This is a genomic window from Thermomonospora catenispora (assembly GCF_006363815.1).
Lineage (GTDB): Bacteria > Actinomycetota > Actinomycetes > Streptosporangiales > Streptosporangiaceae > Thermomonospora > Thermomonospora catenispora.
On the sequence record NZ_RRYT01000032.1, the window covers coordinates 1 to 12,505 of the forward strand.

Genomic DNA, 12,505 nt, shown 5'->3' on the forward strand with positions numbered 1-12,505 from the left:
GCCCGGCCAGGGGACGGGCGGCGTGCCCGGACAGGCCCCGCCGCCGGCCGCGGAACGGGAGACGCGGTCCAGGCCGGCCGCACCGGTGCGGCCGCGACCGCTTCCGCCGCCGCCTCCGCCGCCCTCGCCCCCGGCCGCGCCCGCGATCACACCGCCGGGACTCGACCAGGACACCGGACACGGCGGTGGGCTGCGGAGGCTGCTCCAGGCGGTCGGCGGCAAGCACGACCAGGCCGACCAGGAGTACCTGGAGCGGCTGCAGCGGCCGTTCCACGGATCACGGCACATCGTGGTGCTGGGCTGCACCGGCGGCGCGGGACAGACCGTCACCGCGCTCATGCTGGGGCACACGTTCGCCCAGCACTGCGGGGAGCCGGTGGTGGCGGTCGACGTCAACCCCGGCCCGGGGGCGCTGGCGCGGCGCAGCCGCAGCGACACCCACGAGACCCTGGCCGGCCTGATCACCCGGGCGGATCAGATCACCACGCTGACCGCGATGCGCCGGTACGCCTCGCAGGCCAAGTCCGGGCTCGACGTGATCGCCGCGGGCAAGAACCCGCTGCAGGCGCTGGACGACCGGGACTACGCGCTGGCCATCCGGACCATCGACCGGTTCTACTCGATCACCCTGCTGGACGTCGCGGCGGCCGTGGTCGCCCGCGTCCTGCCGCACGCCGACCATCTGGTGCTGGTCGCCCCGGCCAGCGCGGACGCCCCCCGGGCGGTGGCCATGACCTTCGAGTGGCTCGACGGCCACGGCTACACCGACCTGCGCTCCCGCGCGGTCACCGTCATCAACGGGGTCAGCCGCCGCAGCATGAACGACGTCGAGCAGGCCGAGGCGGTCGCCCGGGGGCGGTGCCGGGCGCTGGTCCGCATTCCGTGGGACGATCACCTCAGCATGGACCGGGCGCCGCGCAACGAGCTGAAGTCGTTGCGCTCGCCCACCCGGCGCGCCTACCTTGCGCTCGCGGGCGTCATCGCCGGCGGCTTCACCGAACTACCCGAGCGCTACACCCGGCAGGAGGAAGTGGAACGGCAGCAGGAGGGCACCCGGTGAACGCCCCCCGTCCGTCCCCCACGCCCCCGTCCCGCACGGGACGCGCGCCCTCCGGCCGGAGCGCCGCCGGGACCCGCGACCCCATGACGAGCGCGGCGCGGCCGCCGCACGCGCCGCGCGGAGCGGCCGCCGCGCCCGCGGCGCCGCCTTCCCCGCCCGGTCCTCCGCCCGGCTCTTCGNCCGCGGCGCCGCCTTCCCCGCCCGGTCCTCCGCCCGGCTCTTCGCCCGCGACCGGGCCGCACCCGGGCGCACCGCCCGGAACCGTGCACGGCGACCGGTCGGGCGGCCTCGGGCGTCGACGAGGACACCGGGTCGGCGGGACCGCTCGGGGTGCGGTGGTGTGGCTCCCGGGCGATGGAGCGCTTTGGGGAGGGTGGGGGACCCTTGAACGGACCACGCGCACGCGGTGCGCGCCGAAGGGACGTCGGCGCGTCCCCGGGTGCGGACACGACGGCGCGCAGCCGAAAGCGGTGGCGGTCCACGGATCGTCGGGGCGAGCGGAGCTGGTGAGATGAGCAGAGCGAAGGCGCGCTCCAGCCGTCTGTCGGTGCGGTACTTCGACGACCGGATCCTGCTGACCGACCAGGCGGCATGGGCCTACTTCCGGTTGCCGACGGTGTCGTACGAGTTCACCACCGGCGAGGAACGCGAGGCGCTGGCCACCAACATCACCATCGCGCTGGCCGGGATCCGGATGCAGGACGCGGAGATCCACCTGCGGATCGCCCACCGGACCTACCCGGCGGCCGAGTGGGCGCGCAACCTGGACCGGACCTCCGACGGCGGGCCGGGCTGGCGCGAATACCTGGAGGAGATGTACGCCCACGTCTGGGCGCAGGATTTTTGGACCAAAGAGGTCTACCTCGGGGTGCGGCTCGGCCCGCGCGGGATGGGCGCCCAGCTGTCCGGCGGGGTGCTCTCGCAGCTGTTCGGCCTCTACAAGCGCAGCGAGCAGATCCTCGGCATCGAGGACGACGCCATCGACCCCAAGGAGATCGACCGCTGGACCGAGCAGGCCGAACGGCTCGGGCGGGCGCTCGGCGGGTCGGCCCTGTACGCCCGGCACGCCACGGCGAACGAGGTGGCCTGGCTGTTCCGGCACGCGGTGACCGGCTCGCTGAACGATCCGCCGCCCTCGGCGGTGCAGCGCCGCACCTGGGGCGCGGGGGAGATCGAGTCGCTGGTCGAGGGCGCCATCCACAACGGCCGTTCGTTCCTGCGGATGGAGCAGCCGGGCAGCGACGGCAGCGGCGGCGCGATCAGCTCCTCCTATGTGGCGTATCTGAGCTTCGCCCGCTTCCCCGATCTGATGCCCTTCCCGGACGGGGAGCCGTGGCTGCACTTCGCCGACGCGCTGCCGTTCCCGGTGGAGATCAGCTCCCGGATGAAGCTGATCTCCCCGGCCAAGGCCTCCAAGGACGTCTCCCGCAAGCTCGCGCACGCCCGCGACATGGACCAGCACATCCGGGAGGCGGGCGCGGAGGCCCCCTTGGCGCTGGCCGAGCAGATCGACGCCGCCCGGATGCTGGAGCACGGCATCACCAAGGAGCGGCTGCCGTTCGTCTACGGCTGGCATCGGCTGATCGTGTCGGCGCCGTCGGAGGAGCTGCTGGCCCAGCGGGTGGACGCGGTGGTCGAGCACTACCGCGACATCGGCATCGACGTGGTCAACTCCACCGGCGACCAGTTCTCGCTGTTTTTGGAGTCGCTGCCGGGCGACCGGATCCGGCTGAACGCCTACGCCCAGCGGCAGCCGCTGCGCACCATCGCCGGCGGCATGCCGACCGCCACCGTGGACCTGGGCGACCGTCAGGACGAGGCCGGCAACGGCTGGGTCGGCCCCTACATCGGCGAGACGCTGGGCCGGGCCCGCTCCATCGTGCACTTCGACCCGCTGGTGGCGGCGGCCCGCAACCGGCCGACCGCGGTGGCGATCACCGGTGAGCCCGGCGGCGGCAAGACCACGCTGGCGCTGTTGCTGATCTATCAGATGGCGCTGCGCGGGGTGACGATCGCCGCGATCGACCCCAAGGGCGACGCCGAATCCCTGGTGGAGCTGCTGCGGTCCCGCGGACGCAAGGCGCGGATCCTGCCGCTGGGGTCGGCCGCCCCCGGCCTGCTGGACCCGTTCTCCTTCGACGACGACCTGGCCGCCAAGAAGACCATGGCCACCGAGACGCTGCGGCTGCTGCTGCCGCGGATGTCGGAGGAACGCGAGTCGGCGATGATCCAGGCCGTCGGCGCGGTGGCCAACGGCGAGCGCCCCTCGCTCGGCAAGGTCGTCGACTACCTGGAGGCCGCGCCGGACCCGGCGTCCAAGAACCTCGGCGCGGTGCTGCGGTCGATGTCGGAGATGCGGCTGGCCCGGCTGTGCTTCGACCCCTCCGGCGGGGAGCGGATCGACACCGAGGGCTGGACCACCGTGTTCACCCTGAGCGGGCTGACCCTGCCGGACGCGACGATCTCCCGGGACGACTACTCCTATGAGCAGCGGCTGTCGGTCGCGCTGATGTACCTGGTCTCGCAGTTCGCCCGGCGGCTGATGCACGGGCTGGACCGCAGGCTGCCCAAGGCGATCTTCCTGGACGAGGCGTGGGCGATCACCTCCACTCCCGAGGGCGCCAAGCTGGTGCCGGAGGTGTCGCGGATGGGCCGGTCCCGCAACACCGCCCTGATCCTGGTCTCCCAGAACGCCGGGGACCTGCTGAACGAGCAGGTGACCAACTGTCTGTCGTCGGTGTTCTCGTTCCGCTCCTCCGAGCGGCACGAGGTCAGCAACGTGATGTCGCTGCTGGGCGTGGAGCCCTCTGAGGAGCACCAGGCCGTGCTGCGCAATCTGGGCAACGGCGAGTGCATCTTCCGCGATCTGGACGGCCGGGCCGGCCGGATCGGGGTGGATCTGATCTCCGAAGAGCTGCTGCGCCGGCTCGACACCAACCCCACCCGGGCTCACTCGTCGTCCCCCCTCACGATCTAGGAGGTCTGCCCATGAACGGGTCCTGGCGGAGCCGCGTCCGGCCGGCGGGAGCGCGCGGTCGCGTCCGGCTGCCGGCCGTCAGGGGCGGACCCGCCCGGCGGCCGGCGGGGTTGCAGCGTTCTCCGGCCGAGGGCATCGCCCCGCCCCGGCGCGGCCGGCGCTTCGGCCTGTCCCGCCGGCGCCGCCGCACCGCCCTGCTGCTGGCGGTGCTGGCGCTGTTCATGCTCAGCCCCGTCGCCCCGGCCGCGGCCGACCCGTTCGGCGGCGACCCCTGCCGTCCGGCCGACAACCCGGCGCCGGAGATGTACGGCGCCGGGTACGAAGGCATGATCAAGCCGCCCGGGTATCCGAGCGAGGAGCTCAAGCGGACCCCGCCCGAGAAGCTGACCTACTACGACCGGTACGGGACGGCGGGGCAGTTCTGGTACGCGGTCGACATGGGCTGCGCGGACGCCATGAGCATGATGGGCAACGCGCTGGCCAACACCACGTTCACCCTGGTCCGGGTGATCGACCGCACGACCATCACCGTCTACCAGGCCGCCGCCTCCGAAGCGCTGCTGGGCTGGCTGAAGAACACCGTCGACGACGTGATCAGTGACATGGGCGAGACGTTCAACGCCCGTTACTGGTCGTGGGTGGTCATCCTCGGCGCGATCTGGCTGGCCTGGTGGGGACTGGTCCGCAAACGGGCCAGCCGCGTCACCGAGGGCACCATCTGGATGGTCGCGGCGATGGTCGCGTTGATCTGGCTGGTGGCCAGGCCCGCCGACTTCACCACCTTGGGCACCAAGGTGTCGGAGGCCACCAGCGCGGCCTTCAACGCCGCGCTGCCGCAGGCCAGCAACAAGGGTGCGGTCTGCATCCCCTCACCCGACGGCCAGAACCCGGCGGCCTCTCCCGACGTCGACGCCACCACCCGCAACGCCAACGGCCTGTGGGTGGCGCTGGTCTGCAAGCCCTGGCTGATGGGCGAGTTCGGCACCGCCGATCCCAACGCCAAGATCGTCCGGGACAACGCCGACAAGCTGCTGTGGTCCCAGGCGGTCGACCTGCCTGAGGCGCACGGTCAGACACGGCTGGACCTGAGCAAGAAGGCCGACGCCTACAAGCAGGTCGCCGAGAACATCAAAGAAGAGCACCCCGGCGTCTACCCCCTCTTCCAGGGCAAGAACTGGACGAGCCGGCTGGCGGTGGCGTTCGGCGCGCTGTTCGCCGCGCTGGTCGCCGGGCTGCTGATCCTGGTGATCGCGATCGCGCTGATCGTGGTGAAGATCGCGTTCCTGCTGCTGCTGGTGGCGGGCCCCATCTTCCTGGGCATCGGCATCCATCCGGGCATCGGCCGGGTGATCGCCATGCGCTGGCTGGAGCTGCTGCTGTCCATGCTGCTCAAGCAGGCGGCGCTGATCGGCGTGCTGGCCCTGCTGCTGTGGACGTACGGGCTCATCCTGAGCGAGGGCCTGCCGTGGGGCCTGCAGATCCTGCTGATCTCGCTGGTGACGCTCGCGGCGTTCATCTACCGCAAGCCGTTCCAGCACCTGTTCTCCGCGGTCGGCTACTCCGCCGTCGGAGCGCGCGAGAAGAGCGAGGTCCATCTGAACAAGTCGATCGCCGAGGCGCGCAAGAACACCGTGGGAGCCGCCACCGCCGTGGTGCCGGGAGTGGCCGGATACCGGCTGGCGCGCTGGGCCAAGCGCGATCCGGCCGTCGAGGGCACCGCGCTGGGCGACGCCGCCGCAGGGGCGACCGCCGCGGCCGAGCGCCGAGGGGCCCTCGCCCAGGCCGACGGGGCCGACGGCGACACCGCCGACGCGACCGCATCGGGCAAGGGCCGAGGCGGCACGGCCATCGCGGCGGGCCGGCCGCGCTCCAGCGCGCCGCCGCTCAACCTGCCCACCCGCGGCAGGTCCTCGACCGGCACCGGGGATTCCGGCGGGTCGGACGGCGCCGCCTCCGGCGGAGGGACGGGCAGGCCCGCCTCTTGGGTGAGCGGCCGGATCGGACGCGGGTCCGGCGGCGGTGAGGACGGCGGCGAGTCCGGAGGGCTCGTGGGCGCCGGCGTCATCGGAGGACGCGCCGCCGGCGGCGGAGGCCGTTCGCGCGGCGAGGGGTCCGGATCCGGAGGGGCGTCGTCCGGCGGCCGGGGGAGCGGAGGCGACTCCTCCGGAGGCCGGCGCTCCGGCGGGGACTCCGGTCGCGGCAGGCTCGGCGGAGGGTCCGGCTCCTCCGGCGGATCCGGCGCGTCGCGGCGCAACGGCCGCCCGTCCGACCCCGCCGCCGGAGTGCCGCGGCCCAGGACCGGCGAGGGCGGCGGGACCTCCGGCGGCGACCGCAGGACCCCGCCCCCGCTGTGGGGGACCGGCCCCCGCGACGAGGGCCCGCCGATGCCGTTCTGGCTGCGTCCGGTCGAAGACGCAAGTGAACGAGAGGACTGATGGAGCTCTCCGATAGCCGGCGCAAGCTGCTGTTCGCAGGGCTGGTGGTGGCGTTGACCGCGGTCGGGGTCTACCTGACCGTGGTCGGCCCGCCGGGCGACGAGGAGCCCGCGCAGAGCCCGGCCGCCCGGGAGACCGCCCTGACGCCTCCCGGGCAGCCCGGCCCGGCCGTGCCGTCGGTGACGCCGCCCGGCATCTCCTCCACCGTCTCTCCGGACGACTTCGACATCTACCGGCTGCTGCCGTTCTCCAAGCGGGACTTCGCCGCCGCGGCCGACTTGGCCCAGCGGTTCACCGCCGCGTACGGCACCTACCGCTACGACGAGGACCCGCAGGCCTACATGGCCCGGTTGGAGCCCATGGCCACCGAGGAGCTCGCCGTCCAGATCGCCCGCGGCGCGTCCGCGCCGGGCCTGCTGGAGCAGCGGCGCAGCGAACAGGTCGTCGCGCAGAGCACCGCCACCCTCGACGCCATCCGCGACATCGAGGCCAACTCGATCATCTTCCTGGTCACCGGCAACCAGCAGCTCACCCGGAACGGCCGGACCGGCCACGAGAGCAAGCGGTTCGCGGTCACGGTGGCGCGGGACGGCAACGCCCTGCGGGTCTACGCGTTCGAACCCGCCGACGCCGGCCAGGCCGGGGACACCGGATGATCGCCGGCGCCCGGGCCAGGGGAACCGACGGCAGGTGAGGGAGGCGGATGAGACGGCAGCTGCTGCTCCTGGGGGCCGCCGCCGCGGTCGGCGCGCTCTTCACGGTCCTCATCGTCATGCCGGTGTTCATGAGCGCCGGGCAGTTCCTCTACGGCGGGGGCACCTCTGACGCGTTCTGCATCGACACCGGCGAGGCGGCGCGACAGCCCGAGGAGACCGCAGACGCCCGCGCCATCCCGGCCGAATACCTGGAGCTGTACAAGAAGGCCGGGCGGGAGTACGGGCTGCCGTGGAACGTGCTGGCCGGGATCGGGAAGGTGGAGACCAATCACGGCACCTCCACCCTCCCCGGCGTCTCGTCGGGCGAGAACTACGCGGGCGCGGGCGGCCCCATGCAGTTTTTGGAGTCGACCTGGAAGGCGTTCGGGGTCGACGGCAACAAGGACGGCAAGAAGGACCGCTACGACCCCGAGGACGCCATCCCCTCGGCCGCGCGCTACCTCAAGCACAACGGGGCCCCGGAGCGGATGCGCTCGGCGCTGTACGCCTACAACCACTCCTGGGAGTACGTCGACCTGGTGCTGTCGTGGTCCAAGCGCTACGGCGGCGGCGACTTCCAGATCGTGCAGGCCGACGGGCCGCTGTGCTCCGACACCGAGGGCCTGCCGGAGAACGTCGAGGACCTGGTCCGGCGCATCATCGACTTCGCCATGGCCCAGCGCGGCAAACGCTACATCTTCGGCGCCAACGGACCGGACGCCTGGGACTGCTCCAGCCTCGTCCAGGGCGCCTACCGGTCGGTGGGGCTGACCATCCCCCGGACGACCTGGGAGCAGTGGCCGTTCGGCGTGAAGATCCCCAAGGGCGAGGAGCAGCCGGGCGATCTGGTGTTCTTCAACTCCGGCCCGGGGACCTCCTGGGACCGTCCCGGCCATGTGGGCCTGGTCATCGGCAACGGCAAGATGATCGTGGCCCGCTGCGCCACCTGCGTGCCCAACATCGGCGTGCAGAGCTACAAGCGGTCCGACTGGGTCGGGGTCACCCGCCCGCTGGCCAAGCCGGAGGTGCAGCAGCAGCTCGCAAGGCTCCGTTCCCGCTGACGGCGCCCGCGGATTCCCCCCGCCGCGCCGGGGCATGCCTGACGCACGGAGCGGTCGGCGGAACGTGGAGACCACATGACGCGCACACCGACATTCGGCGGCCCGAGGGTCAGCCCGGGATATCTGCTGTGGCGGGCGACGCTGCGCTGGCAGCGGCGGATCGCCACGGCGCTCAAACCGCTCGGCCTCACCCATGTGCAGTATGTGCTGCTGGAGAGCCTGTGGCGGTTCGACGCCCAGGGGCGCCGCCCCAGCCAGCGGGAGCTGGCCGACCGGGCGGGCACCGATGTGATGATGACCAGTCAGGTGGTGCGGACGCTGGCGGACAAGGGCCTGCTGCGCCGGACGGTCGATCGGCGCGACGCCCGCAAGCGGGTGCTCGCCCTCACCCCCCGGGGCCGGGAGGCGACCGAACGGGCGATGGAGGTGGTGGCCAGGGCCGATGAGGAGCACTTCGGCGGCGTCGGCGACCGGCGGGCGCTGCTGGTGCTGCTGGGCCGGCTGGCGTACCCCGAGGAGCGGAGGCGGACACGGGACGGCGGCGACCCCGTCGCGAGATGATGGGCCTGGCCCGCGGCCGGCGCGGGAGAGGTGAAGGGAAGGGGATCGCCATCGTCATCGTGGTGGGGGCCGCGATCATCCGCGACGGCCGGTTGCTGGCGGCGCAGCGGGCCGAGCCGGCGCGGCTGGCCGGAGGCTGGGAGCTGCCCGGCGGCAAGGTCGACCCGGGCGAGTCCGACGAGGACGCCCTGATCCGGGAGTGCCTGGAGGAGCTCGGCGTCAAGATCCGGCTGACCGGGCGGGTCGGCGGCGACTGGCCGCTGGCCGACGCGGGCGGCGTGCTGCGGGTCTGGACGGCCCGGATCGTGGAGGGCGAGCCGACCGCCCTGGAGCACTCGGCGCTGCGCTGGCTCACCGAGGCCGAGCTGTATGACGTCGACTGGCTGCCGGGGGACCTGCCCGTGGTGGACGCCCTGCGCGGTCGGCTGAGCTGACGCCCGGCCGGGACGCGTGCGGGCCGCGGCGGGGTGCCCCGGCGGGTCCGCCGGTCAGCTCAGCAGCTCCGCCAGCAGCCGCCGTCCCTCCGGCCAGGAGCCGAGCCCGCTGTCGGCGTTGATGTGGCCCGCCTCGCCGAGGTCGACCAGGTCGGCGCCCCAGGCCTCGGCGAACTCCACGGTCCGCTCGAACGTCATGTACGGGTCGTTCCGGCTGCCCACCACCGTCGTGCGGAACGGCAGCGCCCGGCGCGGTATGGGCGCGAAGGAGCCCAGCGGCAGCTCGGGCAGGCGCTCGACGTCGGCGGGCGCGACCAGCAGCGCCGCCTGGACCAGCTCGCGGGCGGCGTCGGGATGCTCGGCCGCCCACCGCGCCACCGTGATGCAGCCCAGGCTGTGCGCCACCAGCGCCACCCGCTCGGGCGCCGCGGTGACGGCCTCATGCAGCGTCGCGGTCCACTCCTCGGCCCGGGGGAACGACCAGTCGCGCTGCTCGACCCGCCGGTAGGCGGGGTTCTCCCGTTCCCACAGCGTCTGCCAGTGATCGGGACCGGAGTTCTCATAGCCGGGCAGCACGAGGACCTGTGTCATGGCGCGATCATAGGGTTCCCGGAATGCCGGCCTTCACCGGGGCGTTCCCTTTCGTGACGCGCGGCGTCGCCTCCCTCCGGCCCGCTTCGCGGTGGGAGCCCTCACCGGCCGCCACGTAGAATCGACCTGCCGCGTCCGTTCCCCCGCGGCTCCAGCTCCCCAGATCCCAAGGCGAGAACACGCATGCCCCTCTCCACCCGCGACGACCTTCGCAACGTCGCGATCGTTGCTCATGTCGACCACGGCAAGACCACGCTGGTCGACGCGATGCTCTGGCAGTCCGGAGCCTTCCGCGCCAACCAGGACGTCAGCGAACGGGTCATGGACTCCGACGACCTGGAGCGGGAGAAGGGCATCACGATCCTGGCCAAGAACACCGCCGTCCGCTGGAACGGGACGACGATCAACATCATCGACACCCCGGGCCATGCCGACTTCGGCGGCGAGGTGGAGCGCGGGCTGTCCATGGTGGACGGGGTGGTGCTGCTGGTGGACGCCAGCGAGGGGCCGCTTCCGCAGACCCGGTTCGTGCTGCGCAAGGCGCTGGCGGCCCGGCTGCCGGTGATCTGCGTGATCAACAAGACCGACCGGCCGGACGCCCGGATCGACGAGGTCGTGGACGAGACCTATGAGCTGTTCATGGACCTCGACGCCGACGAGGAGCAGATCGAGTTCCCGATCGTGTACGCCTCCGGCCGCGCCGGCCGCGCCTCGCTGAACAAGCCCGGCAACGGCGAGCTGCCCGACAGCCCCGACCTGAAGCCCTTGCTGGAGACGATCCTGCAGACCATCCCGGCGCCGACCTACGACCCCGACACCCCGCTGCAGGCCCACGTCACCAACCTGGACGCCTCCAGCTACCTCGGCCGGATCGCGCTGTGCCGGATCCACTCCGGCACCCTCAAGAAAGGACAGCAGGTCGCCTGGTGCCGCCGCGACGGCGGGATCGAGAGGGTCAAGATCACCGAGCTGCTGATGACCGAGGCGCTGGAGCGCCGCCCCGCCGAGGAGGCCGGTCCCGGCGACATCGTCGCCATCGCCGGCATCCCGGACATCATGATCGGCGAGACCCTGGCCGACCCCGACGACCCCCGCCCGTTGCCGCTGATCACGGTGGACGAGCCGGCCATCTCGATGGTGATCGGCACCAACACCAGCCCGATGGCCGGCCGGGAGAAGGGCACCAAGGTCACCGCCCGGCTCGTCAAGGATCGCCTGGACCGGGAGCTGGTCGGCAACGTGTCGATCCGGGTGCTGCCCACCGAACGCCCCGACGCCTGGGAGGTGCAGGGCCGCGGCGAGCTGGCCCTGGCCGTCCTGGTGGAGAACATGCGCCGGGAGGGCTACGAGCTGACCGTCGGCAAGCCGCAGGTCGTCACCCGTGAGATCGACGGCAAGAAGCACGAGCCCGTCGAGCGGCTCACCATCGACATCCCCGAGGAGTACCTGGGGGCGGTCACCCAGCTCATGGCGGTCCGCAAGGGCCGGATGGAGCAGATGGTCAACCACGGCACCGGCTGGGTGCGCATGGAGTTCCTGGTCCCGGCCCGCGGGCTGATCGGGTTCCGGACCGAGTTCCTCACCGAGACCCGCGGCACCGGCATCGCCCACCATGTGTTCGAGGGGTATGAGCCGTGGTTCGGCGAGCTGCGCACCCGGCCGTCGGGCTCGCTGGTCGCCGACCGGTCCGGCGTCGCCACCGCGTATGCGATCTTGAACCTGCAGGACCGCGGCACGTTCTTCGTCGGCCCGGGCACCGAGGTCTACGAGGGCATGATCGTCGGCGAGAACTCCCGCGCCGACGACATGGACGTCAACATCTGCAAGGAGAAGAAGCTCACCAACATCCGCTCCTCCACCGGCGAGGAACTGGAGCGGCTGACGCCGCCGCGGGTGCTGTCCCTGGAGGAGGCGCTGGAGTTCATCCGCGAGGACGAGTGCGTCGAGGTGACCCCCGGCGCGATCCGCATCCGCAAGGCGGTGCTGGACGCCAAGGAGCGGGAGCGCATCCGCGCCCGCGCCAAGCGCGCCGCGCACTGACACCGCCTCCGCGAGACGACACGAACCCCGCTCCGCACATGGTGGGAAGCGGGGTTCGTCGCGTGTCGGATCCCCAGGCCGAGCCTGGTGCGTTCCGTCCGCCGGAGCCCGATCGGCGGCTCCTCGACGTCCGTCGCGGCCGGATTCAGCGCAGTGTACGGCTGTCCCGGATGTCCTTGATGTCCTCGCTGATCTTGAAGACCACGATCATCAGCTCCAGCCACACCCGGGTCAGCATCACATACAAAAACCACCCGATCGGCGCCAGGATGATCGCCAGCAGGCCGACGGGCTGCTCGTTGATCATCGCCACGAACCCGAGGACCACGTAGAACGCGGCCAACAGCGTGAGCAGCACCACGCTGAGGATGTACAGGAACTTGATCAGCTTCGGCGCGACGAAGTTGTCGAACGTGAAGTCGAACAGGGCGCCGAAGAAGCTCTTGTCGTTGTCGTAACGCGGGCCGGCGGGAAAGCCGTAACCGCCGGGCTGCGCCGGATAGGGCTGCTGCCAACCGCCGGGCTGACCGTAGGGGGTACCCATCGAGAACTCCTGTGAGAGTCGTTGCGGATGCGGAGGCGGGGTACGCGAAACGACCTTAGCGAAGGAAACGTCTCACGCCCTACTCCATAAGGGCCCCTGCATCGTAA

The 12,505-nt window shown here is 72.1% G+C and carries 10 protein-coding genes; 8 read left to right on the forward strand and 2 right to left on the reverse strand.

The features are described 5' to 3' along the window. The 7 genes from EIO00_RS19970 to EIO00_RS20000 all read left to right on the forward strand — a co-directional run. Positions 1 to 1,060 (forward strand): MinD/ParA family ATP-binding protein (locus EIO00_RS19970; protein ID WP_422100062.1); only part of this gene is annotated, 1,060 nt, incomplete at its 5' end. Between the two features lie 511 nt (positions 1,061 to 1,571). Continuing rightward, entirely contained in the window at positions 1,572 to 4,037 is a 2,466-nt protein-coding gene (locus EIO00_RS19975; protein ID WP_140181241.1) for an ATP-binding protein, read from the forward strand. 110 nt (positions 4,038 to 4,147) lie between these two features. Next, on the forward strand, positions 4,148 to 6,472 hold the full coding sequence (locus EIO00_RS19980) for a type IV secretion system protein (protein WP_241661481.1): 2,325 nt from the start codon (positions 4,148 to 4,150) through the stop codon (positions 6,470 to 6,472). Then, on the forward strand, positions 6,472 to 7,128 hold the full coding sequence (locus tag EIO00_RS19985; protein WP_140181244.1) for a hypothetical protein: 657 nt from the start codon (positions 6,472 to 6,474) through the stop codon (positions 7,126 to 7,128). Before EIO00_RS19980 ends, EIO00_RS19985 begins: the two co-directional genes overlap by 1 nt. A 47-nt stretch (positions 7,129 to 7,175) precedes the next feature. Further along, positions 7,176 to 8,228 carry a C40 family peptidase gene (locus EIO00_RS19990; RefSeq protein WP_140181246.1) on the forward strand — a complete coding sequence of 351 codons (1,053 nt, stop codon included), beginning with the start codon at positions 7,176 to 7,178 and terminating at the stop codon, positions 8,226 to 8,228. A 75-nt stretch (positions 8,229 to 8,303) separates the two neighbouring features. Beyond that, on the forward strand, positions 8,304 to 8,789 hold the full coding sequence (locus EIO00_RS19995; RefSeq protein WP_140181247.1) for a MarR family winged helix-turn-helix transcriptional regulator: 486 nt from the start codon (positions 8,304 to 8,306) through the stop codon (positions 8,787 to 8,789). Continuing rightward, a complete protein-coding gene (locus EIO00_RS20000; RefSeq protein WP_422100063.1) occupies positions 8,786 to 9,223 on the forward strand; it encodes a (deoxy)nucleoside triphosphate pyrophosphohydrolase in 438 nt (145 codons plus the stop codon). The genes EIO00_RS19995 and EIO00_RS20000 overlap by 4 nt, the downstream gene beginning before the upstream one ends. A gap of 54 nt (positions 9,224 to 9,277) precedes the next feature. Here EIO00_RS20000 and EIO00_RS20005 read toward each other — a convergent pair whose 3' ends face one another. Further along, the gene (locus tag EIO00_RS20005; RefSeq protein WP_140181250.1) at positions 9,278 to 9,814 is read right to left on the reverse strand and encodes an RBBP9/YdeN family alpha/beta hydrolase; all 537 of its coding nucleotides are present in this window, start codon (positions 9,812 to 9,814) and stop codon (positions 9,278 to 9,280) included. 183 nt (positions 9,815 to 9,997) lie between these two features. Between EIO00_RS20005 and typA the strand changes: the two genes are divergently transcribed. Beyond that, entirely contained in the window at positions 9,998 to 11,854 is a 1,857-nt protein-coding gene (gene typA / locus EIO00_RS20010; RefSeq protein WP_140181253.1) for a translational GTPase TypA, read from the forward strand. A gap of 145 nt (positions 11,855 to 11,999) precedes the next feature. Here typA and EIO00_RS20015 read toward each other — a convergent pair whose 3' ends face one another. Beyond that, entirely contained in the window at positions 12,000 to 12,398 is a 399-nt protein-coding gene (locus EIO00_RS20015) for a DUF4282 domain-containing protein (RefSeq protein ID WP_140181255.1), read from the reverse strand. Positions 12,399 to 12,505: the final 107 nt, after the last annotated feature.

Excerpts from the sequence above, each read along its gene's own strand:
- EIO00_RS19975 (WP_140181241.1), top strand. The coding sequence starts at position 1,572 with ATGAGCAGAGCGAAGGCGCGCTCCAGCCGTCTGTCGGTGCGGTACTTC.
- EIO00_RS19985 (WP_140181244.1), top strand. The coding sequence starts at position 6,472 with ATGGAGCTCTCCGATAGCCGGCGCAAGCTGCTGTTCGCAGGGCTGGTG.
- EIO00_RS19990 (WP_140181246.1), top strand. The coding sequence starts at position 7,176 with ATGAGACGGCAGCTGCTGCTCCTGGGGGCCGCCGCCGCGGTCGGCGCG.
- EIO00_RS19995 (WP_140181247.1), top strand. The coding sequence starts at position 8,304 with ATGACGCGCACACCGACATTCGGCGGCCCGAGGGTCAGCCCGGGATAT.
- EIO00_RS20000 (WP_422100063.1), top strand. The coding sequence starts at position 8,786 with ATGATGGGCCTGGCCCGCGGCCGGCGCGGGAGAGGTGAAGGGAAGGGG.
- EIO00_RS20005 (WP_140181250.1), bottom strand. The coding sequence starts at position 9,814 with ATGACACAGGTCCTCGTGCTGCCCGGCTATGAGAACTCCGGTCCCGAT.
- typA (WP_140181253.1), top strand. The coding sequence starts at position 9,998 with ATGCCCCTCTCCACCCGCGACGACCTTCGCAACGTCGCGATCGTTGCT.
- EIO00_RS20015 (WP_140181255.1), bottom strand. The coding sequence starts at position 12,398 with ATGGGTACCCCCTACGGTCAGCCCGGCGGTTGGCAGCAGCCCTATCCG.